Annotated in this window: 22 protein-coding genes; 17 read left to right on the top strand and 5 right to left on the bottom strand. The window is 65.3% G+C overall.

Annotated features, from left to right (window positions below):
- Positions 1-17 precede the first annotated feature (17 nt).
- Positions 18-917, bottom strand: a complete 900-nt coding sequence (locus ACRECS_RS11180; RefSeq protein WP_431583040.1) for a metallophosphoesterase — start codon at positions 915-917, stop codon at positions 18-20.
- 49 nt (positions 918-966) lie between these two features.
- Between ACRECS_RS11180 and ACRECS_RS11175 the strand changes: the two genes are divergently transcribed.
- Both ACRECS_RS11175 and ACRECS_RS11170 read left to right on the top strand, forming a co-directional pair.
- On the top strand, positions 967-2,562 hold the full coding sequence (locus ACRECS_RS11175; RefSeq protein ID WP_431583039.1) for a cisplatin damage response ATP-dependent DNA ligase: 1,596 nt from the start codon (positions 967-969) through the stop codon (positions 2,560-2,562).
- Positions 2,563-2,611: 49 nt separating this feature from the next.
- On the top strand, positions 2,612-3,445 hold the full coding sequence (locus ACRECS_RS11170) for an EamA family transporter (RefSeq protein WP_431583038.1): 834 nt from the start codon (positions 2,612-2,614) through the stop codon (positions 3,443-3,445).
- Between the two features lie 276 nt (positions 3,446-3,721).
- On the opposite strand, the gene ACRECS_RS11165 is transcribed toward ACRECS_RS11170, so the two are convergent.
- The gene (locus ACRECS_RS11165) at positions 3,722-4,234 is read right to left on the bottom strand and encodes a thioredoxin family protein (RefSeq protein WP_431583037.1); all 513 of its coding nucleotides are present in this window, start codon (positions 4,232-4,234) and stop codon (positions 3,722-3,724) included.
- A gap of 133 nt (positions 4,235-4,367) precedes the next feature.
- Positions 4,368-5,162 carry a cold-shock protein gene (locus tag ACRECS_RS11160; protein ID WP_431583036.1) on the bottom strand — a complete coding sequence of 265 codons (795 nt, stop codon included), beginning with the start codon at positions 5,160-5,162 and terminating at the stop codon, positions 4,368-4,370.
- A 206-nt stretch (positions 5,163-5,368) separates the two neighbouring features.
- Between ACRECS_RS11160 and ACRECS_RS11155 the strand changes: the two genes are divergently transcribed.
- From ACRECS_RS11155 to ACRECS_RS11115, 9 genes are all read left to right on the top strand, one after another.
- Positions 5,369-6,175, top strand: coding sequence for a TerC family protein (locus tag ACRECS_RS11155; protein WP_431583035.1), 807 nt, complete (start codon positions 5,369-5,371; stop codon positions 6,173-6,175).
- Between the two features lie 43 nt (positions 6,176-6,218).
- On the top strand, positions 6,219-6,839 hold the full coding sequence (locus tag ACRECS_RS11150) for a ribonuclease D (RefSeq protein ID WP_431583034.1): 621 nt from the start codon (positions 6,219-6,221) through the stop codon (positions 6,837-6,839).
- A gap of 41 nt (positions 6,840-6,880) precedes the next feature.
- Positions 6,881-7,519, top strand: coding sequence for an LPS export ABC transporter periplasmic protein LptC (lptC, locus tag ACRECS_RS11145; RefSeq protein WP_431583033.1), 639 nt, complete (start codon positions 6,881-6,883; stop codon positions 7,517-7,519).
- Between the two features lie 36 nt (positions 7,520-7,555).
- Positions 7,556-8,074, top strand: a complete 519-nt coding sequence (locus ACRECS_RS11140) for an LptA/OstA family protein (protein WP_431583114.1) — start codon at positions 7,556-7,558, stop codon at positions 8,072-8,074.
- Between the two features lie 281 nt (positions 8,075-8,355).
- Positions 8,356-9,132: an LPS export ABC transporter ATP-binding protein gene (lptB, locus tag ACRECS_RS11135; RefSeq protein ID WP_431583032.1), complete on the top strand. Its 777-nt coding sequence runs from the start codon at positions 8,356-8,358 to the stop codon at positions 9,130-9,132.
- Positions 9,133-9,261: 129 nt separating this feature from the next.
- Positions 9,262-10,779 (top strand): RNA polymerase factor sigma-54, encoded by a 1,518-nt coding sequence (gene rpoN, locus ACRECS_RS11130; RefSeq protein ID WP_431583031.1) that lies wholly within the window; start codon positions 9,262-9,264, stop codon positions 10,777-10,779.
- Positions 10,776-11,441: a hypothetical protein gene (locus ACRECS_RS11125; protein ID WP_431583030.1), complete on the top strand. Its 666-nt coding sequence runs from the start codon at positions 10,776-10,778 to the stop codon at positions 11,439-11,441. Before rpoN ends, ACRECS_RS11125 begins: the two co-directional genes overlap by 4 nt.
- A 32-nt stretch (positions 11,442-11,473) precedes the next feature.
- On the top strand, positions 11,474-11,944 hold the full coding sequence (locus tag ACRECS_RS11120) for a hypothetical protein (RefSeq protein ID WP_431583029.1): 471 nt from the start codon (positions 11,474-11,476) through the stop codon (positions 11,942-11,944).
- Positions 11,941-12,234: a putative quinol monooxygenase gene (locus ACRECS_RS11115; protein WP_431583028.1), complete on the top strand. Its 294-nt coding sequence runs from the start codon at positions 11,941-11,943 to the stop codon at positions 12,232-12,234. Before ACRECS_RS11120 ends, ACRECS_RS11115 begins: the two co-directional genes overlap by 4 nt.
- Before the next feature lie 12 nt (positions 12,235-12,246).
- On the opposite strand, the gene ACRECS_RS11110 is transcribed toward ACRECS_RS11115, so the two are convergent.
- Positions 12,247-12,822, bottom strand: a complete 576-nt coding sequence (locus tag ACRECS_RS11110; protein WP_431583027.1) for a TetR/AcrR family transcriptional regulator — start codon at positions 12,820-12,822, stop codon at positions 12,247-12,249.
- Between the two features lie 91 nt (positions 12,823-12,913).
- On the opposite strand from ACRECS_RS11110, the gene ACRECS_RS11105 reads away from it, so the two are divergent.
- On the top strand, positions 12,914-13,741 hold the full coding sequence (locus ACRECS_RS11105) for an SDR family NAD(P)-dependent oxidoreductase (protein ID WP_431583026.1): 828 nt from the start codon (positions 12,914-12,916) through the stop codon (positions 13,739-13,741).
- Here the strand turns inward: ACRECS_RS11105 and ACRECS_RS11100 are convergent.
- Positions 13,738-14,736: a ligase-associated DNA damage response exonuclease gene (locus tag ACRECS_RS11100; protein ID WP_431583113.1), complete on the bottom strand. Its 999-nt coding sequence runs from the start codon at positions 14,734-14,736 to the stop codon at positions 13,738-13,740. The genes ACRECS_RS11105 and ACRECS_RS11100 overlap by 4 nt on opposite strands.
- A 57-nt stretch (positions 14,737-14,793) precedes the next feature.
- Between ACRECS_RS11100 and ACRECS_RS11095 the strand changes: the two genes are divergently transcribed.
- The 5 genes from ACRECS_RS11095 to ACRECS_RS11075 all read left to right on the top strand — a co-directional run bounded on the left by ACRECS_RS11095 (position 14,794) and on the right by ACRECS_RS11075 (position 19,843).
- Complete coding sequence (locus ACRECS_RS11095; protein ID WP_431583025.1) at positions 14,794-15,468, top strand: hypothetical protein; 675 nt, start codon at positions 14,794-14,796, stop codon at positions 15,466-15,468.
- Positions 15,465-17,873 (top strand): ligase-associated DNA damage response DEXH box helicase, encoded by a 2,409-nt coding sequence (locus tag ACRECS_RS11090; RefSeq protein WP_431583024.1) that lies wholly within the window; start codon positions 15,465-15,467, stop codon positions 17,871-17,873. Before ACRECS_RS11095 ends, ACRECS_RS11090 begins: the two co-directional genes overlap by 4 nt.
- Before the next feature lie 151 nt (positions 17,874-18,024).
- The gene (locus tag ACRECS_RS11085) at positions 18,025-18,714 is read left to right on the top strand and encodes a retropepsin-like aspartic protease (protein ID WP_431583023.1); all 690 of its coding nucleotides are present in this window, start codon (positions 18,025-18,027) and stop codon (positions 18,712-18,714) included.
- Entirely contained in the window at positions 18,609-18,869 is a 261-nt protein-coding gene (locus ACRECS_RS11080; protein ID WP_431583122.1) for a hypothetical protein, read from the top strand. Before ACRECS_RS11085 ends, ACRECS_RS11080 begins: the two co-directional genes overlap by 106 nt.
- Entirely contained in the window at positions 18,869-19,843 is a 975-nt protein-coding gene (locus ACRECS_RS11075; RefSeq protein ID WP_431583022.1) for an aspartyl protease family protein, read from the top strand. The genes ACRECS_RS11080 and ACRECS_RS11075 overlap by 1 nt, the downstream gene beginning before the upstream one ends.
- Positions 19,844-19,874: the final 31 nt, after the last annotated feature.

The following is a 19,874-nucleotide window of genomic DNA, read 5'->3' as shown; positions in this document are numbered from 1 at the left end:
CTAAATCAAACTCTAGACTATGACCGGGGCGCTGGGACCGCATCACGCGGGCCCAGCGTCACCAGCCACATGTCCGGCGGGGCCCCGATCCGCATCGGCAGGACGCTGGTGCCGACACCGCCGGTCACGAGTATGCGATCCGTGCCGCGCCATGACGGGCCGCAGAGATATTTCTCGCGCGAATCGATCACCGTCTTGATCGGGCCGAGCCAGGGCAGGACGATCTGCCCGCAATGCGTGTGTCCCGCAAAGACGATCTGAGGAGCGACCCGGGAAACGATCCGGGGGGCGGTCAGGGTATCGGCCTCGGTCAATCTCCGCAGCGCCCGCGCGACATCCGGGGTGTGGGCCAGGATGATCTTCGCGCCCGACAGCTTGTCCATGGCGGCAAGAGTCGCCGGAATATCGTCATGCCCGGAAAACTGATCGTCCACGCCGCCAATCACCAGCGGGCCGCGCCGGATCGCGCCATTCGACACGACGCTGATACTGGCGGCGGTCAGGGCGCGTTGCACGGTAACGGCATCGGTCCAGTGATCGTGATTGCCGAGTACCGCGACGACGCCAAGCGGCGCGTGTAGCCGTGCCAGTTCGGCGGCGAGCGGCGCGGCTGCCTGGTGCGCGGTCTCCGCATCGTGCCCGGCGACATAATCGCCCGCCAGCAGGATCAGATCGGGCTTCAGCGCCATCGCCTGGTCGACGATTCGCGCCAGTCGCGACGATCCCATCGTCGCATTGCCGAAATGAATATCGCTGATCAGCAGTGCGCGGACCGGCCTGGCCCCGCCCGGCCAGTCGTTGAGCGGCACCGCGGCATATCGGACCAGCGGGTCGCGCCGCGCGTCCACGAAGCCATACAAGGCAATGGCCAGCAAAAGCAGGACCAGGCCGGCAAGAAACAGGCATATTCGACGCATCGGCCCTGACTAGCGGGAGCATCCGCGATGCGCCATGCGTTGTCTTGTCATGCGTGCTTTCGCCGATCTTCTCGATTCGCTGATCTATACCCGATCGCGCAACGCGAAGCTGAAGCTGATCGGCGATTATCTGATCGCAACGCCCGACCCCGATCGCGGCTGGGCAATGGCGGCGCTGACCGGCGATCTCGACTTGCCAGCGGTCAAGCCGGCGGTGATCCGCGGCCTGATCGAAGCGCGGGTCGACCCAGTGCTCTATCGCATGAGCCGCGATTATGTCGGCGACAGTGCGGAGACAGTCGCCCTGCTCTGGCCGACGCCGCCAGTGCCGCCCGGAGAAAGCGGTCCGCTGACCATTTCCCAGGCGGTCGACACGCTCAATTCGCTGTCGCGGTCGGATGCGCCGGCCGCGCTCGCCGGGATGCTCGATCGGCTCGATGCCGAGGAACGCTTCGCCCTGCTCAAGATGGCGACTGGCGCGCTGCGCATCGGCGTGTCGGCACGGCTGGCCAAGACCGCGCTGGCGACCGCGTTCGGCATCGATGTCGAGGCGGTCGAGGAAGTGTGGCACGGCATTGCCCCGCCCTATGCATCGCTGTTCGACTGGGCCGAGGGACGCGGCGTTCAGCCGACCGCCGCCGATGTGCCGGTGTTCCGTCCCTTCATGCTGGCGCATCCGCTTGAGGATTTGCGCGTCAGCCTCGACGATTATGCCGCCGAGTGGAAATGGGACGGCATTCGCGTGCAGATCGTCCATGTCGCGGGCGCGACGCGGCTCTACAGCCGCGCAGGCGACGACATTACCGCGAGCTTCCCCGACGTGGCGCACGACTTCACCGGGATCGGCGTGGTCGATGGCGAATTGATGGTGAAAGGCGATGCGCAGGGTGGCGCACTGGAGGACGGCGGCGGTGCCGCGAGCTTCAACGCGCTGCAGCAACGGCTCGGGCGCAAAATCGTCTCCGCCAAGATGCTCACCGACTATCCGGCGTTCGTCCGCCTCTACGACATATTGTTCGACGGAGAGGCGGATCTGCGCGAGCGGCCCTGGACCGAGCGGCGCGCGCGCCTCGAGCGTTTCGCGAAAGCCCTCGATCCCGAGCGTTTCGATGTCAGCCAGTTGATTGCGGCGGAGGATTTCACCGCGCTGGAGGGTATTCGCGCCGGCGCACGCGACGCGGCGATCGAAGGGGTGATGCTCAAGCGGCGCGATTCGCCGTACGTCACCGGGCGACGCGTCGGGCTGTGGTATAAATGGAAGCGCGATCCGCTGACCGCCGATTGCGTGATGATGTACGCGCAGCGCGGATCGGGGCGGCGATCATCCTTCTACAGCGACTATACCTTTGGCTGCTGGACCGAGGAGGGCGAGTTGCTGCCGGTCGGCAAGGCCTATTCGGGCATCACCGACGAGGAGTTGAAGATGCTCGACAAGTTCGTGCGCGGCCATACGCTCAACCGCTTCGGCCCGGTGCGTGAAGTGGAAAAGAGCCTGGTGCTGGAGATCGCGTTCGATTCGATCCACGAATCGAAACGGCACAAATCGGGAGTCGCGATGCGCTTTCCGCGCATCTCGCGAATCCGCACTGACAAGCCGGCGGCCGAGGCGGATACGGTGGCGGGGTTGAAGCGGCTGATCGTCTGACCGCAGCAATCGGCTTGCGCTCGGCGCGGCATGACGCCACCGCCGGCTGATGCCACCTCTCGCTCTCGCCTCGATTCTGATGATCGTCTCCGGGTCGCTCCATGCCGTGGTCAATGCGATCGTCAAGGGCGGCAAGGACAAGGCCTCGGGCCGCGCGGTGACCGATGGGACCAGTGCGCTGGTGCTGCTGCCCGCGATCCTGTTCGTGCCGCTGCCGCATGGTGCGTGGCACTGGCTCGCGGCAAGCGCGGTGATCCATGCTTTCTATCTCTACTCTCTCGTCCGCGCCTATGCGATCGGCGATCTGTCGGCGGTCTATCCGGTGCTACGCGGCAGCGCGCCGCTGATCACGGCTGGCGTCACCATCGGCGTGCTCGGCGAACATGCGACGATTGCCCAGATTGCCGGGACGGCGGTGATCGGGATCGCCATGTTCGTGATGATCGCCGGCAAGCATATTGGCCGCCAGGCACTGGGCTGGTCGCTGCTCACCGGGCTGTTCATCGCCGGCTATACCGTGGTCGATGCGCTGGGCGTGCGCGCCGCGCCCTCGCCGGCCAGCTATATTGTCTGGGTGTTCGTGCAGATGGGCGCGGTGGTGGTGGTGATGTTCGGCATAGTCACGCGCGGCGCGATCTTCGCAGCGGCACGGCGGCAATGGCGGCCGGGCGTGATCGCGGGCGTGCTCTGGATCCTGACTTACGGCATGGCGCTCTACGCGCTCGCGCTGGGCCCGACCGCGCCGCTCGCGGCGCTACGCGAGACCGGCATGGTGACCGCCCTGGTGATCTCGATCCTGGTCCTGCGCGAGCCGGTCAGCCGCGGCCGGGTGATCGGCGTGCTGGGCATATTGGCCGGCGCGGCACTGATCCTCGCCGGCTAGGATCCATACTCAAAGACCGCAATGGTCGTGATCGCCCGGAACATGCCGCTGGCGAGGAGCGCAGCGCAGACGCGTAGCTTGAGCTACGCGCAAGCAAGCGACGCTGCCCAGCGGCCTGTTCCGGGCGACCGCTTCGCGGCGGGCGGCTTTTGACGCACAACGGTGTCGCGCGTCGGTCACGATGGAATAGCCATCTCTCCCTCCTTGCTCCTAGCCGTGCGCCAAAAGCCGCTCCGTCACGGCCGTTGCGGTCTTTGAGTATGGATCCTTGGAAGCCTATTTCGTCCAGTTGGCCAGCCAGTCGGCCAGCCCTTGCGGCGTCATGCTGCGCGCATCCGCCAGCGCCGCGGTCTTGCCGGCATTGCGCAGACGGTCGGTGCGCGGATCGACGATCAGCAGGCTGGGCACGCCGGCGAGCCGGTCCTTCAGGCCGTAATGCGCCGGGATGGCGAGATTCTTGTCGAACCGGCCGACATCGACCGTGACCACCACATAATGGCGATCGATGAAGCTCCTGAGCTGCGGCGTGTCCATGACCCCGGCGAGGATGCGGCAGTCGAGGCACCAATTGCCGCCCAGGTCGATCAGCAGCAGCTTCCGGTTCGCCTTCGCCCGGACCTTGGCAGCGGCGACTTGCCGGGTCGCATCGGCCTGCTCGTCATAGGGCAGCGGCAAGGGCCGGGCGAGTTGCTCGAAGCTGGTGATGGTCAGATGTGGCGCCGTCGCCGCGGTCACGGGAGCAGCGACGGCAAGCGCGGCAAAGGCAGAAAGGGCGAAGATCGAACGCATGGCGGGCTCCTTTGCCGCCCATTCTATCGTTACGCCTTCGCGTCACCGCCCGAGTAAAGTTTTGCCCGCGCAAAGAAAAACCCGGCGGACCAGATGGTCCGCCGGGTCGTTTCTCTTGTCGCTTCGAGCCGCTTTACGCGATCGAGGTGAGATTCACCGCTGCGTACTTGCCGCGACGATCGACCTCGAGCTCGAATTCAAGCCGGTCGCCTTCGTTGAGGCTGGTCATGCCGCCGCGTTCGACCGCAGAGATGTGCACGAACGCATCGGGCTGTCCGTCGTCGCGCTGAATGAAGCCGAAGCCCTTCATCGCGTTGAAGAACTTGACCGTGCCGGTCGCCTTCTCTCCGGTCAGCTCGCGCTGCGGGCCACCGGCGCCACCGCGCGGTGCACCGCCCGGAGCCGCGTCACGATCGCGCGGCGGGCCGCGGTCGGTGACGGGGAGCGGTTCGCCCTCAATCTTGAGATCGGTCGCCGAGATGCGGCCGCCGCGATCGACCAAGGTGAAGCCGAGCGGCTGCCCCTCGGCCAGACCGGTCAGGCCAGCCTGCTCGACTGCGCTGATGTGCACGAACACATCCTCGCCGCCATCATCGCGAACGACGAAGCCGAAGCCCTTTTGACCATTGAAGAATTTGACGACGCCCGTGCCTTCGCCAACGACCTGGGGAGGCATGCCGCGGCCCGCGCCGCCGCCGGCACCACCGCCGAAGCCGCCACCGCCGCCGCTGCGGAAACCACCGCCGCCGCCACCGCCGCCACCACCGAAGCGATCGCCACCGCCGCCGCCAAAGCGGTCGCCGCCACCGCCGAAGCGGTCACCACCGCCAAAGCTGCTGCCGCCACCGAAATCGTCGCCGCCGAAACCATCACGCTTGTCGCGGCCACGCCCACCGCGATCCCCGCGGCGTCCTTTATCGAAACTCATGCCCTGTTCGTCTTCCCGGTCCGCCCAAATCGCCTATCAAGAACCGAACGCCGGACGAAAAGCGCAGGTCTTCGGACACCAAACCAATCGTGCCACCGAGTCGGTCTAGCCTAAAAAGACCCGTGCTGCGAATGAATTCGTCGGAATTACGGCACGGTAGGCACCGTCTGCTTGCGCATATGTGGCTGAAACGGCACAGCAGGACCATGCCGATCATGCAACTCCTGTCCGATCCGGCCGTATGGGCGGCCCTCGCCACGCTGATCGTGCTGGAGGTCGTGCTCGGCATCGACAATCTGATCTTCATTTCGATCCTGTCGAACAAGCTGCCCGAACATCAGCAGGCCAGGGCACGGCGGCTCGGCATCGGGCTGGCGCTTGGCCTGCGCCTCGTGCTGCTGTCGATGATCGCGTGGATTGCCGGATTGACCCAGACGGTCGTCGACCTGGGGCTGACCGGGCCGCCCGGCGCACATGGCGAGCCGAGCTTCGAGACCGCCTTTTCATGGCGCGACCTGATCCTGATCGCCGGCGGCATCTTCCTGCTGTGGAAGGCGACCAAGGAAATCCATCACAGCGTCGATCCCGAGGCGACAGGCGAACAGCTCGACAAGAAGGGCAAGGTCGCGCTGAGCTTCGGATCGGCGATCGCGCAGATACTTGCGCTCGACCTGGTCTTTTCAATCGATTCGATCCTCACCGCGATCGGCATGACCGATCATCTGCCGGTGATGGTGGTGGCAGTGATCGTCGCGGTCGGTGTGATGATGTTCGCCGCCACCCCGCTGGCCAATTTCATCGCCCGCAACCCGACCGTGGTGATGCTCGCGCTCGGCTTCCTGCTGATGATCGGCGCGGTGCTGATCGCCGAAGGCTTTGGCGTGCATGTTCCCAAGGGCTATATCTACACCGCAATGGCCTTTTCCGCCGGGGTCGAAACGCTCAATATCCTGGCGCGCCGCCGCCGCGAAAAACGCGCCACGGCCGGCACATCGACGGCGCCGGGCCATTGAGCGACCCATTGAGCGATGGGGCAATCGCCGCTAGGCGATTCGCATGACCGTATATTTCCACGAAGAAGACATTCCCTCCGGCCTGTTCGCGCCCGGCGCCGACATCGCCGTCGATACCGAGACGATGGGCCTGATCACGCCGCGCGACCGGTTGTGCGTGGTGCAATTGTCCGATGGCGGCCCCGACGAGCATCTCGTGCGCTTCGCCCCCGGCAGCGACTACGCCGCGCCCAATCTGCGCGCGCTGCTTGCCGATCCGGAACGCGTGAAGCTCTATCATTTCGCGCGCTTCGATCTCGCCGCGATCAGCCATTATCTGAAAGTGACCGCAGCGCCGGTCTATTGCACCAAGATAGCCTCGCGGCTGGTGCGCACCTATACCGACCGGCACGGCCTGAAGGAGCTGGTGCGCGAACTGCTTGGCCAGGACATCTCCAAACAGCAGCAATCGTCCGACTGGGGCGGCCCGGTGCTGAGCGACGCGCAAAAGGATTATGCCGCGTCCGATGTGCGTTTCCTGCATGCGATGCGCGAGGAACTGAATACGCGGCTGGTGCGCGAAGGCCGCATGCACCTTGCCCAGTCCTGCTTCGACTTCCTGCCGGCGCGCGCCGAGCTCGACCTCGCCGGCTGGCCCGAAATCGATATCTTCGCTCATGTTTGACGCTCCGCGTTCACGGTGCCGCCTTTCCGAAGGAAACAACCATGTCTGAGGTCGCGGTCCGCGTCCGATCGGAACGGCAGGTCTGGGCGGCGCCCGGCAGCAGCCATGACCGTGTCGTCGCGGCATCGAAGATCATTCTGCCGGTAGGAATCGGCGTGCTGGCCGGCTTTCTGGTCATGGCGCCGCTGACGACCACTGGCGATGTCAGCTTCTTGCTCGACAAGAACAAGGTGGAGGTCGCCAAGGAGCGATTGCGCATCCAGAAGGCGCTATACCGCGGCGAGGATGGCAAGGGTCAGCCCTTTGCGTTGACCGCCGGTTCCGCCGTGCAGCAAAGTTCGCGCGAGCCGATCGTTCAGCTCAACGTCCTGACAGCGGCAATCAGCCTGCCCGATGGCCCCGCGACCCTGGTGGCCGACAAGGGCCATTACAACATGAATACCGAACAGGTCGCGGTCGACGGCCCGATCGAGTTCAAGGCGGCGAACGGCTACAAGCTCAATACCAACGATGCGGTCGTCGATCTGAAGACGCGCAAGCTGCAGAGCGGCAGCGCGGTAACCGGCACAGTGCCGCAAGGCACGTTCAGCGCCAATGGCATGAAGGCCGATCTCGAAACGCATGTCGTGACGCTCGACGGCAACGCGCGCTTGCGGATCGTGCCTGGAAAGAACAAATAGGCGCTCATGATCACGTCCGCTCGCCTCTTGGCCGTAATGGCGCCGGCACTCGCGCTTGCCGCTACGGCAGCGGATGCGCAAACGCGTCACAATTCGAACGCGCCGATCGATTTCGGGGCCGACCATATCGAATTGCAGGACAAGGCCAACCGCGCGATCCTGTCGGGCAGCGTGTCGGTCAAGCAGGCCGAGATGACGCTCAATTCGGCGCGCATGACGGTGTCCTATACCGGGCAGGTAATCGACGGCAGCCCGCAGGTATCGCGGCTCGATGCGTCGGGTAATGTGGTGGTGACTCGCCCGGACCAGAGTGCGCGCGGGCAGTTCGCGATCTATGACCTCAACCGCCGCGTCATCACCATGCTCGGCGCGGTCACGCTGGTGCAGGCCGGCAACACCGTCAATGGCGGGCGGCTGACGATCAATCTCGATACCGGCCGCGCGGTGATCGACGGATCATCGGTCGGCGGGTCACGCCCCGGCCCCGATGGCAGCACGACCACGGCACCGGGCGGACGTGTGACCGGCCGGTTCTCCGTACCGAAGCGGAACTGAGTTTGGTGTGATCAGACGGTTCCGGCCAGTGTTGTCTGCCCTCGGGTCGATCATGCCCCCGGCATGATCTGCAGGATGCTGGGGGCATCCTGCACCCGATGGCATCCCAACACTGGCCGGAACCGTCTCTAACCAAATCACCGTCGCGTGTTTTTACGGCGTTTCGCCGCGCCGCTCTTCCCTAAATCGCCAGCCTGCTGCAAAGGAGTCATGCACGAAGCTTGCCAAGTCTCGATTTGGCAAGGTTTTGCTAACCCTTTGATGCGAGCACGGACGCGCCGATGACCGATACCGCAACCCTCGAGACGATCTCGCCGATCCACGAAGCGCCCGCGATGACTGGCCTGTCCGTGGTGTCGATCGCCAAGTCATACGACAAGCGCGTGGTACTGTCCGACGTCTCGGTCACGGTCGGCCGCGGTGAGGTGATCGGGCTGCTCGGGCCGAATGGTGCTGGCAAGACGACCTGTTTCTATTCGGTGATGGGGCTGGTGAAACCCGATTCGGGCCGCATCATGCTCGACGGCGACGATATTACCGGCCTGCCAATGTATCGCCGCGCGATCCTCGGCCTCGGTTATCTGCCGCAGGAAACCTCGATCTTTCGCGGCCTGTCGGTCGAAAAGAACATCCTGACCGTGCTCGAACTGGCTGAACCCGACAAGGCGGCACGCGCCGAGCGGCTGGAGAAGCTGCTTGACGATTTCGGCCTGAAGCGGCTGCGCGACGCGCCGGCAATGGCGCTGTCCGGCGGTGAGCGACGCCGCGCCGAGATCGCACGCGCGCTGGCCGCCGACCCCTCGATCATGCTGCTCGACGAGCCCTTTGCGGGGATCGATCCGATCTCGATCGCCGATATCCGCGACCTGGTGTGCCAGTTGAAGGAACGCGGCATCGGCGTTCTGATCACTGATCACAATGTTCGCGAGACGCTCGACATCGTCGACCGCGCCTACATCATCTATGACGGCCGCGTGCTGTTCACCGGCTCGCCCGCCGAACTGGTTGCCGATGCGAATGTGCGGCGCCTGTATCTGGGCGAGGGTTTCTCGCTCTAGGGCCATGACAGGTACCGGGAACACCGTTCGTGCTGAGCCTGTCGAAGCACCGTTCTCCGCTAGCGAGCGCTGCGTTCTGGGCAGGCGCCCTTCGACAGGCTCGGGGCGAACGGTGGTAGCGCTCATCCCATGAGTCTCGCCCCCCGCCTCGATCTGCGCCAGTCGCAATCGCTGGTGATGACGCCGCAGCTGCAGCAGGCGATCCGCCTGCTTGCGCTGTCGAATCTCGAGGTCGAGGGTTTCATCGCCGAGGAGATCGAGAAGAACCCGCTGCTTGAGAGTGGCGCAGCGGACGATGACGGCCCGGCACAGGAACGCGACGCCCCGCTGGATGAATTCGCCGCCCCCCGCGACGAACCGGCCAGCGCCGACGAATTGCTGATGGGTGGCGATACGACTGGTGAAGCCTCGCTGGACGTCGATTTCACCGCCGAAAGCTTCCACCATGACAGCGTCTCCGATCAGGCGGGCGGTGCCGGCATGGACGGCGCGCTCGGGCTGACCGGCGGAAGCGCCGGCGGCGGAAGCGAGGATGGTCCCGATTTCGACAGCTTCGCCGATACCGGCCTGAGCCTGGCCGATCATCTCCTCGCCCAGGCCGGGCCGGTGGTGAGCGGCCCCGACATGTTCATCGCCGCGCATCTGATCGACCAGATCGACGAGTGCGGTTACCTGACCGTGCCGCTGCTCGAAATCGCCAACCGCCTGGGCGTCGCACTGGCGCGGGTCGAGGCGGTGCTGATGACGATCCAGACCTTCGATCCGACCGGGGTCGGCGCGCGTGACCTGGCCGAATGCCTCGCCCTGCAGGCAAAGGAAGCGGACCGTTACGATCCCTGCATGGCGCGGCTGATCGACAATCTCGACTTGCTCGCACGCGGCGATCTCGCGCGGCTGAAGCGGATGTGCGGCGTCGACGACGAGGACATGGCGGACATGATCCGCGAGCTGCGCGGCTATGATCCGAAACCCGGCTGCCGCTTCGGCGGCGAACCGGCCCAGGCGGTGACGCCCGACATCTTCGTCGCGCGGCGCAAGGATGGCTGGGGGATCGAGATCAACGCCGCGACTCTGCCGCGCCTGCTGGTCAATCGCAGCTATTATGTCGAGCTGTCGGGCGGGCATCAGGACAAGGCGTCCAAGGCCTGGCTCAGCGACATGCTGGCCAGCGCCAACTGGCTGGTCAAGGCGCTTGACCAGCGCCAGCGCACCATCGTCAAGGTGGCGACCGAGATCGTCAAGCAACAGGAAGCCTTCTTCCTGCACGGCGTCGCGCATCTGAAGCCGATGACCCTGCGCCAAGTCGCCGATGCGATCGAAATGCATGAATCGACCGTCAGCCGGGTGACGAGCAACAAATATATGAGCTGCGCGCGCGGCCTGTATGAGCTCAAATATTTCTTCACCTCGGCGATCCAGTCGTCCGACGGAGGCGACGCGGTTTCGGCCCAGGCGGTCAAGAGCGCGATCCGCGCGCTGATCGGCGCGGAGGGCAACAAGATCCTGTCCGATGACACATTGGTCGAGCTGCTCAACGCCAAGGGCTTCGATATCGCGCGGCGCACGGTCGCCAAATATCGCGAGGCGCTGGGCATCGGCAGTTCGGTGCAGCGGCGCCGGGCCAAGGCGCTGGAAGGTGCGGCATGAGCGTTGCGCGCTGGTGGCTCGCGCTGCCGTTGCTGGCCATCGGCTCGATTGCCACGGCCCAGGCCGACTATGCGGCGGATGCCGCCGCCATGTCGAAGCTGTCGCTGGCCAAGGTCGGTGCGGGTGCGAAAACCTATCTCCTTCATGGCAAGGACCGGCCGGGATGTCCGGCGAATAGCGCGCGGTGCCGGCGCGCCGCCTATCTCGTGGCCGGCGATCCGGTGCTGATCGACGAGGTGGCGGGCGCATTCGTGTCGGTCGATTATGTCAGTGCGAACGGCACATTGACCCAGGGATGGCTGCCATCCACCGCGATCACGCGCACCGCGTCGCCTGCCCCCGCCGCCACCTGGCAGGGCAATTGGCAGCGTGACGAGGCATCGATCGATATCAAGCCCGCCAAGGGTCCCGGCCGCCTGAGCATCGACGGCACGGCAAGCTGGGGCACGCATGATCCCGATCGTGTCGCGCGAGGCGGGATCAATATGGGCGAGTTGAGCGGCGACGCGGTGCCGGTCGGCGACCGCCTCTCCATTTCCGATGGCGCGGAGGGATGCACAGCCTGGCTCAGGCTGGTCGGCCCCTATCTGGTCGTGACCGACAATCTGCAATGCGGTGGCATGAACGTGTCTTTCACGGGCATTTATCGGCGATCGCGCTGATCCCGAACGAGACGATCGGGAAGGCCTGAGTCATGCACTATATTTCAGGACTCATCGCGCAATCAGCCTTGCTCACCCGCATTGCGGCGTCACTCGATCTATTGTCCCCGACGACTCTGCCAGAAGATCTTGCTTTCCTGCCGATCGACACAAGGGACATTATCAGGCTCGCGGGCGAGAGCAGGCCTGTGCTGATCGGCGACGACTATCAGGCGCTGGATGCGGCATTCTTCCCGATGGTTCAGTCACTTTCGGTCGATGGCCGCATCGCCTATGTGCAAACCGAGTATTTTGGCGGCGGCGGCGGACAAGCCGCACTGGTCGCGGACCAGGGAGAGATCCTCTTTGGTCCGACCCATGACAAGACGAGTGGGCCGATAAACGACGCGCTCAGGCTGCTTGGCGTGCAGGGTGGCGATGATATCGATCCGTTTCAGGCGATCGGATTGGCCAGCCATCGCAGCAACGATGGCTGGCGCAAGGCGGCAGGAGGAAAAGCATGATCATCGTCACCGGCAGCGTCACCGCTCATCCCGACAGCTTCGACGCCCTGCGCCAGGCGAGCCTCGATCATGTCCATCGCTCGCGCACCGAGGACGGGTGCATCAGTCATTCAGTGCAGGTCGATTGCGAAAATCCGCTGCGGCTGTTCTTCTACGAACGCTGGCGCGACATGGTAGCGCTGAAGACCCATTTCGTGCAGCCCGGATCGGTCGACTTCATCGCCGCGGTACGCACGCTGGCGGCCGAGAGCGAAGCGATCACGATGTACGAGGCAGCGCCCGTCTCATAGCGCCGCAACGCATCACCCCGCGCCCCGGTCGATCGCCGCCGCGATGACGGTGACATGCGCCGCAATCAGCCGGCGCATGTCCGCGCCGCTCTGCGCCGTGTCCTTGAAGCCCTTGATGCTGAACAGGATGATGCGGGCGAGTTCTTCGGCCGTGATCTCGAATCCGGCGTGGCGGAGCGGCTCTGCCAGGATGTCGACCAGGATCGCCTGGAACCCGGCGTAGCTGTCCTGCACCGGCTCGAAGCACAGGTCGAACATATCCTTGGCATCGGGATTGGCCAGGACCATTTCCAGGCCACCGACGCCCCAACTTTCGCAGGCGAAGCGAAGTTTCGCTTCGAGCCCGATATGGTCGGGCAGCCCGGCGCGAATCGCCGCGAACATGTCCGCCGACATCGTATCGAGCACGGCGCGGAACACCTGCTCCTTATCCGGGAAGGTCAAATAGAGCGTCGGCCGGGTCAGGGCCGCCGCCTGAGCGATGTCACTCATCGTCGTGCGCGCATAGCCATAGCGCAGGAACACGCCGATCGCGGCCTGAATCACCTGTTCCCGGCGTTTTTGCGCGGCGGTCGTCGCACCAGTCATGGCTCCGTTTTTACACCTTGACGATAAATGTCAACGTTCCTATCTGACGGATTGACTAAAAGTGTCAGTTCGTAAATGTGGAGTCGTTGCCATGCCCAATGAGAAAATCTGGTTCGTGACCGGCGCGTCGCGCGGCTTCGGCCGTTTGTGGACCGAGGCGGCGCTGAAGCGCGGCGACCGGGTTGCCGCCACCGCGCGCGATGTGTCGGCGCTTGACGATCTTGTCGGCCGGTACGGCAACAGCGTGCTGCCGCTGCGTGTCGATGTCACCGATCACGACGCCGTCGTCGCTGCGGTCAACCACGCCCATCAGCACTTCGGGCGTCTCGATATTGTCCTGAGCAATGCCGGCTATGGCGTGAGCGGTGCAGTCGAAGAAGTGAGCCTGGATGAGGCCCGCGCCAATCTCGACACCAATGTACTCGGCACCCTGTCGGTGGCAAAGGCGGCGCTCCCGCTGCTGCGCGAACAGAAAAGCGGCCATATCATCGCGGTTTCGAGCGTTGCCGGGCTGGCGACCTTTCCGCTTGGCGGCATTTATCACGCGTCAAAATTCGCGGTCGAGGGGCTGATCGGTGCGCTCGCCAAGGAAGTCGCCGGTTTCGGGATCAGGGTGACGCTGATCGAGCCCGGGCCATTCGCCACCGATTTCATGTCCGAAACCTCAATGACGCGTGCCGCGCCGATTGCGGCCTATGATCCGATGCGCGAGCAGCTCGCAGCGGTGTTCACGCCGGAGATGTTCGGCGATCCGGCAACCACGATCGACGCCGTGTTCAAGATCGTCGATGCGCCCGAACCGCCGCTCCATATCATCTTCGGCCCGCTGCTCCCGCTGGTCCGGCAGGGCCATCAGGCGCGGCTGCAGATCCTGGAAGAGTGGGAGGCGGTGGGTAATCCGCCGACACCTGCCGGCTAGTCGTCTTCATCCTCATAGCCGACCAGCGCCAGCGCGCGCGCCTTGATCTGGCGCGTCTGGCACCAATGAACCAGCGCATCCTCCCGGCCATGGGTGACCCATACTTCCTTCGGGGCGATCTCGGTCAGCGTTTCGGTCAGTTCGTCCCAATCGGCATGATCGGAGAGGATCAGCGGCAGCTCGACATTGCGTTGCACCGCGCGCTGGCGGACGCGCATCCAGCCGCTGGCCATCGCGGTGATCGGGTCGGGCAGGCGACGTGACCAGCGATCGTTGAGCGCGGATGGCGGGGCAATGACGATATGCCCCTTGATTGCCGCCTTGGGCACGCCGGTCGCGGGGATCAGCTCGCCAAGATCGACGCCCAGTTCGACATAGAGATCGCACAGCCGCTGCACCGCGCCGTGAAGATAGATCGGCGCGGCATGGCCGCGGTCGCGCAGCTCGCGGATCACGCGTTGCGCCTTACCCAGTGCATAGGCGCCAACCAGTACGCAACGCTCGGGATTGGCGTGCAGCGCGGCGAGCAGCTTGTCGATCTCGTCGCCGGTCTCGGGGTGGCGGAACACCGGCAGGCCGAAGGTCGCCTCAGTGATGAACACATCGCATCTGACCGGTTCGAACGGCGCGCAGGTCGGGTCGGCGCGGCGCTTGTAATCGCCCGACACGACGATCCGCTCGCCGCGATGCTCAAGCAGGATCTGCGCCGAGCCGAGGACATGGCCGGCGGGCACGAAGCTGACCTGCACATCGCCCATCGCCAGCGTTTCGCCATAAGCGACCGGATGGCCCGCCTGGGGTCCATAGCGCGTCTCCATGATCGCGAGCGTCTCGCGCGTCGCCCACACCGTGCCGTGCCCGCCGCGCGCATGATCGGCATGGCCATGCGTGACCAGCGCGCGCGGGCTCGGGCGTGCGGGATCGACCCAGATATCGGCGGGCTTCACATAGATGCCGTGCGGTTGCGGATCGATCCAGTCGCCGAGCTTTGCCATCATGCCTATATGGTCGGGATGCCACCGCGGTTCCACCGGCGCGCAAGGGAGAGTTTGATGATGGTCGATTCGGATACGCGCCTCGAACGGCTCGAGCGGCAGGTGCGGCATCAGCGGATCGCGCTGCTGGCGATGGGATTGACCGTCATGGGCGTCGCGCTCTCCGCTTTCACGACCGGCACGCCGAAGACGATCGAAGCGCAGGGGATCCGCATCGTCGATGCAACGGGCAAGCCACGTATCCTGATCGGTGCGCCACCGCCGACCGAAGGGCGCAAGCGCACCGACGGGCAGACTGCCTCGATCGTCGTGCTTGGCCCCGATGGCGAGGACCGGGTGGTGGTCGGCGAGGAGCCACTACCGCGGCTCGATGGGAAGACTTATCCACGCGTCGCGGCCGGCTATGGCCTGGTGCTGCACGACCGGAACGGCTCCGAACGCGGCGCCATGTCCTATCTCGACAATGGCCGCGGCGTGGTCGCGCTTGACCGGCCGGGCGGCGATGCCGTGTCGATGATCGTCAACGAGCAGAGCGGCTTTGCCGGCGTCACCGTCAACTACGCCAATCGGGTCGGCCAATATGCCGAAGCCTGGCGAATCGGCACCAAGGGTGACGAGGCCTGGCTGTCGCTGCAGGATCGGCCCCAGGCCGAACGCGCCCGACTGTCGACAAAGGGCGAGGCAGCGCCGACGCTGATCACCCGCCCGGCCGGATCGCCGCCGGCGCCTTGACCGCCCTGCCTGCTCCCCTGGCCGACTGGTTCGCCGCGCGGGGCTGGGCGCCGCGCCGGCACCAGCTCGACATGCTCGAGGTCGGACGCGCCGGGCGGCATGGGCTGCTCGTCGCGGCGACCGGCGCGGGCAAGACGCTGGCCGGGTTCCTGCCGACCCTGACCGAGCTGATCGAAGCGCCGACGTCCGGGCTGCACACGCTCTATGTCTCGCCGCTGAAGGCGCTGGCGGTCGATGTGCAGCGCAACCTGCTCACCCCGATCGAGGAGATGGGGCTCGATATCCGGGTCGAGACGCGCACTGGCGACACGCCCTCGGACCGCAAGGCCCGGCAGCGCATCCGGCCGCCGCAGATCCTGCTCACCACGCCCGAATCGCTCAGCCTGTTGCTGAGCTATCCCGACAGTTTCCTGATGTTCGAGGAGCTGAGGACGATCGTCGTCGATGAGGTCCATGCCTTTGCCACCGGCAAGCGCGGCGACCTGTTGTCGCTGTGCATGGCGCGGCTGCAGGCGATCGCGCCGGGCCTGCGCCGCGTCGCGCTGTCGGCAACGGTCGCCGACCCCGATGGCTATCGCGCCTGGATCGCGCCCGATGGCGATATCGACCAGGTCGCGCTGGTCGAGGGCGAGCCGGGCGCCGATCCGAACATCACCATCCTGCTTCCCGAGGGTCGCGTACCGTGGTCGGGCCATTCCGGGCGCTACGCCGCCGAACAGGTGATGGCGGAGATCGAGCTGCACAAGACATCGATCATCTTCTGCAACACGCGCAGCCTGGCCGAGCTGATCTTCCAGGACCTGTGGAAGGTCAATGCGATGGGGCTACCGATCGGCATCCATCACGGCTCGCTCAGCCTGGAGGCGCGGCGCAAGGTCGAGGGCGCAATGGCGGCGGGGAAGCTGCGCGGGCTGGTCGCGACCGCCAGTCTCGACCTGGGAGTCGATTGGGGCGATGTCGATTGCGTGGTGCAGATGGGCGCACCCAAGGGATCGTCGCGGCTGTTGCAGCGCATCGGGCGATCGAATCATCGGCTCGACGAACCGTCCGAGGCGGTGCTCGTCCCGGGCAACCGCTTCGAATATCTCGAGGCGCGCGCAGCGCTCGATGCTGTCGAGGCGGGCGAGCTCGATCCGGATGTCTTCCGGCCTGGCGGGCTCGACGTGCTGGCGCAGCATATCATGGCCTGCGCCTGCGCCGCGCCGTTCACGCAAGGCGCGATGCTCGACGAGATCCGCTCCGCGCTGCCCTATTCGGCGCTGACCGATGAAACCTTCTCGCGCGTGCTCGGCTTCATCCGCGACGGCGGTTATGCGTTGAAGGCCTATGACAAGTTCAAGCGGCTGACCCAGGATCCCGACGGCAGCTGGCGAGTCAGCCATCCGCGCTTCGTCGCGCAGCACCGGCTAAACGCCGGGATTATCGTCGAGGCGACGATGCTCACGGTGCGGTTCAAGAATGGCCGAAGTCTCGGCAAGGTCGAAGAGGGGTTTGCCGCCACCCTATCGCCGGGCGACACTTTCTTCTTCGCCGGCATGAGCCTTGAGGTGATGGGGGTCGATACCGAGGATCTGCTGGTGCGCGCGACGGCGCGGCCGGCGCGCATCCCGACCTATGGCGGCGCGCGCATGCCGCTGTCGACCAACCTCGCCGACCGGGTGCGCGGTTTCCTGTGGGACCGCAGCGAATGGGCGCGCTTCCCGAATGACGTGCGCGAATGGCTCGAGATCCAGGCACTGCGTTCGCGCCTGCCCGAGCCGGGGCAATTGCTGGTCGAGACCTTTCCGCGCGAAGGCCGGCATTACATGGTGATCTACAGTTTCGAGGGGTGGAACGCGCATCAGTCGCTCGGCATGTTGATCACGCGGCGGATGGAGACGCAGGGGCTGAAGCCGCTCGGCTTCGTGTCGAACGACTATGCGCTGGCCTGTTATGCGCTTGATCCCATCACCGACCCGGCGAGCCTGTTGTCGCACGATATTCTCGAGGACGAGTTCGTCGACTGGGTGCAGACCTCGGCATTGCTCAAGCGCGCCTTTCGCGAGGTTGCGGTGATTGGCGGACTGGTCGAGCGCCAGCATCCGGGCAAGCGCAAGACCGGCAAGCAGGTCACCTTCTCGACTGACCTGATCTATGACGTGCTGCGCAAATATGAACCGGGCCATTTGCTGCTCCAGGCGGCCTGGGCGGACGCGCGGGCGCGAATGACCGATGTCGGACGGCTGGCGAGCCTGCTCGATCGTGCTGCCGAGACGATGGTGCATGTCGACCTGCCGCGCCTGTCGCCGCTGGCGGTGCCCGTGTTGACTCTGATCGGGCGCGAGCGAGTCGCGACGGGCCTGGCCGACGACGCGTTGCTGGTCGAGGCGGAAGTGCTGGCGGCGGAGGCGATGCGGCTCGATTGAGCGGGCAAAATGCAGTCTGGCCCGGGCTTGGCAAAGGTCCGGATCGGGCGTAGCCTGCCTCATTCGCCTGTTCCGTGCCTTGATCCTTGCGGCGCTTGCCTTGCCGCTGACCGGCCAGACCCCCGTGCCTGTGTCCACCGGCGAGCTGGCCATGAGCATGACGGACCAGCGCATGACGGTGCCCGTCACGATCGGCGGCGCGGGGCCATTTGCCTTCATCATCGACACCGGGGCGGAGCGCACCGTCATCACCCGCGAGCTTGCCACGACGCTCGGCCTGGTGAGCGGGCGCACCGTCAGGGTGACCGCGATGACCGGCACCAGCAGTGTCGGCACCGTGACGATTCCGTCGCTGAACGTCAGCACGATCACCAGCCCTCCGATCGAGGCGCCTGCGCTGGAGGCGGTCAATCTCGGCGCACCGGGGATGCTCGGCATCGACACCTTGCGCGGTCATTCGCTGGCGATCGATTTCGAAACCGACCGGATGACGCTGACTCCGTCGACCAAGCGCTCGCGGCGCGACGGCGGACGCGGCGACGACATCGTGGTGCGCGCCAAAAGCTATCTCGGCCAGCTGATCGTCACCGACGCGCATTATCGCGGCGGACGCATTCGCGTGATCCTCGACACCGGCTCCTCGGTCAGCCTGGGCAATGCCGCACTGCGCAAGCGCATCCGCAAGAAGGGGCCGCCGCAGCAGATCAGCTTGCGCAGCGTGACTGGCGGCATATTGTGGCCGATTACATGCAGGTCGAGCGGATCGAGGTTGGCGGCGTCGGGTTCGAAAATCTTCCCGTCGCCTTTGCCGATGCCGCGCCCTTTCGCCGCTTCGGGCTGAACGACAAGCCCGCCTTGTTGCTCGGCATGGATGCGATGAAATTGTTTCGCCGGGTCGAGATCGATTTCGCCAATCGCGAAGTGCGTTTTTCCCGGCCGCTCGCGGAGGATCGACGGGCCTTGGCAAAGGACCGCAACGGGCGTAGCCTGTCCTGATGCAGATGTCGGTCGCCTTCGCGCTGATCGCTCTTGCCGGTGCAGCACCGCTGACCGGACAGGTCAGCCCGTCGCCGTCCGAAGCACCCCCGCCGCCACCCGCCTCGACCGACCTCAGCATCGGGCTCGATATCGATAGCGGACGCATGACCGTGCCGGTATCGATCGGCGCCAGCGGACCGTATAAATTCGTCATCGACACGGGTGCCGAACGCTCGGTCATCTCACGCGAGCTGGCGACCTCGCTCGCGCTCACCGCCGGCAAGCCGGTGCGGCTGATCGGGCTGGCCGGCACCGCGACGGTCGAAACAGTGCATGTCCCCGAATTGTCGATCAGCACGCTCGGGGCCAGAAATGTCGAGGCGCCGGCACTGGCGACGGGTAATATCGGCGCGCGCGGCATGCTCGGCATCGACGCGCTGCAGGGACATCGCATCATGATCGACTTCGATCGGCGCGCCATGAAAGTCACCCCGTCCGGCCGGCGGATACGCAGCGCAAGCGCCCCCGGCGACATATTGGTGAGCGCCAAGAATCTGTACGGCCAGCTGATCGTGACCGACGCGCGCTACCATGGCGAGCGCATCTCGGTGATCATCGACACCGGATCGCCGATCTCGATCGGCAATCTCGCCATGCTGAACCTGGCGCGGCGCTCGGCCAAGTCGCTTGGCGCGATTTCAGTCACCTCGGTCACCGGACAGAAGCTCGACACCAGCTATGTGATGATCAACGACCTGCACATCGCCGGCATAGAGTTCGACCACGTCCCGATGGCGGTGGCCGACGTTCCGCCGTTCAAGCGCTTCGGACTGGAGGATAGCCCTGCGCTGATCCTCGGCATGGATACGATGCGTTTGTTCCGACGCGTCAATATCGACTTTGCCAATCGTCAGATTTTGTTTTCCCTGCCCGCCCCGCGAATGGCCACAAGGGGTTGCTCTGCCGGAACCTCCTGTTCAAGTTACAACTAGGTCCGCACATCGCGGACCGTTGTTTTTCGGG

The organism is Sphingomonas sp. (assembly GCF_050725575.1).
Classification (GTDB): domain Bacteria; phylum Pseudomonadota; class Alphaproteobacteria; order Sphingomonadales; family Sphingomonadaceae; genus Sphingomonas.
The sequence above is the reverse complement of the archived record's forward strand: the minus strand, read 5'-3'. Positions and strand labels throughout refer to the sequence as shown.

What these genes read in the sequence shown, in the direction of transcription:
- ACRECS_RS11100 (WP_431583113.1), bottom strand. Translation starts at nt 14,736, where the DNA reads ATGGCAAAGCTCGGCGACTGGATCGATCCGCAACCGCACGGCATCTAT.
- ACRECS_RS11140 (WP_431583114.1), top strand. Translation starts at nt 7,556, where the DNA reads ATGGCGCCGGCACTCGCGCTTGCCGCTACGGCAGCGGATGCGCAAACG.
- ACRECS_RS11110 (WP_431583027.1), bottom strand. Translation starts at nt 12,822, where the DNA reads ATGACTGGTGCGACGACCGCCGCGCAAAAACGCCGGGAACAGGTGATT.
- lptB (WP_431583032.1), top strand. Translation starts at nt 8,356, where the DNA reads ATGACCGATACCGCAACCCTCGAGACGATCTCGCCGATCCACGAAGCG.
- ACRECS_RS11170 (WP_431583038.1), top strand. Translation starts at nt 2,612, where the DNA reads ATGCCACCTCTCGCTCTCGCCTCGATTCTGATGATCGTCTCCGGGTCG.
- ACRECS_RS11165 (WP_431583037.1), bottom strand. Translation starts at nt 4,234, where the DNA reads ATGCGTTCGATCTTCGCCCTTTCTGCCTTTGCCGCGCTTGCCGTCGCT.
- lptC (WP_431583033.1), top strand. Translation starts at nt 6,881, where the DNA reads ATGTCTGAGGTCGCGGTCCGCGTCCGATCGGAACGGCAGGTCTGGGCG.
- ACRECS_RS11155 (WP_431583035.1), top strand. Translation starts at nt 5,369, where the DNA reads ATGCCGATCATGCAACTCCTGTCCGATCCGGCCGTATGGGCGGCCCTC.
- ACRECS_RS11120 (WP_431583029.1), top strand. Translation starts at nt 11,474, where the DNA reads ATGCACTATATTTCAGGACTCATCGCGCAATCAGCCTTGCTCACCCGC.
- ACRECS_RS11115 (WP_431583028.1), top strand. Translation starts at nt 11,941, where the DNA reads ATGATCATCGTCACCGGCAGCGTCACCGCTCATCCCGACAGCTTCGAC.
- ACRECS_RS11180 (WP_431583040.1), bottom strand. Translation starts at nt 917, where the DNA reads ATGCGTCGAATATGCCTGTTTCTTGCCGGCCTGGTCCTGCTTTTGCTG.
- ACRECS_RS11075 (WP_431583022.1), top strand. Translation starts at nt 18,869, where the DNA reads ATGCAGATGTCGGTCGCCTTCGCGCTGATCGCTCTTGCCGGTGCAGCA.
- ACRECS_RS11095 (WP_431583025.1), top strand. Translation starts at nt 14,794, where the DNA reads ATGATGGTCGATTCGGATACGCGCCTCGAACGGCTCGAGCGGCAGGTG.
- ACRECS_RS11150 (WP_431583034.1), top strand. Translation starts at nt 6,219, where the DNA reads ATGACCGTATATTTCCACGAAGAAGACATTCCCTCCGGCCTGTTCGCG.
- ACRECS_RS11105 (WP_431583026.1), top strand. Translation starts at nt 12,914, where the DNA reads ATGCCCAATGAGAAAATCTGGTTCGTGACCGGCGCGTCGCGCGGCTTC.
- ACRECS_RS11125 (WP_431583030.1), top strand. Translation starts at nt 10,776, where the DNA reads ATGAGCGTTGCGCGCTGGTGGCTCGCGCTGCCGTTGCTGGCCATCGGC.
- ACRECS_RS11175 (WP_431583039.1), top strand. Translation starts at nt 967, where the DNA reads ATGCGTGCTTTCGCCGATCTTCTCGATTCGCTGATCTATACCCGATCG.
- ACRECS_RS11160 (WP_431583036.1), bottom strand. Translation starts at nt 5,162, where the DNA reads ATGAGTTTCGATAAAGGACGCCGCGGGGATCGCGGTGGGCGTGGCCGC.
- ACRECS_RS11085 (WP_431583023.1), top strand. Translation starts at nt 18,025, where the DNA reads ATGAGCATGACGGACCAGCGCATGACGGTGCCCGTCACGATCGGCGGC.
- rpoN (WP_431583031.1), top strand. Translation starts at nt 9,262, where the DNA reads ATGAGTCTCGCCCCCCGCCTCGATCTGCGCCAGTCGCAATCGCTGGTG.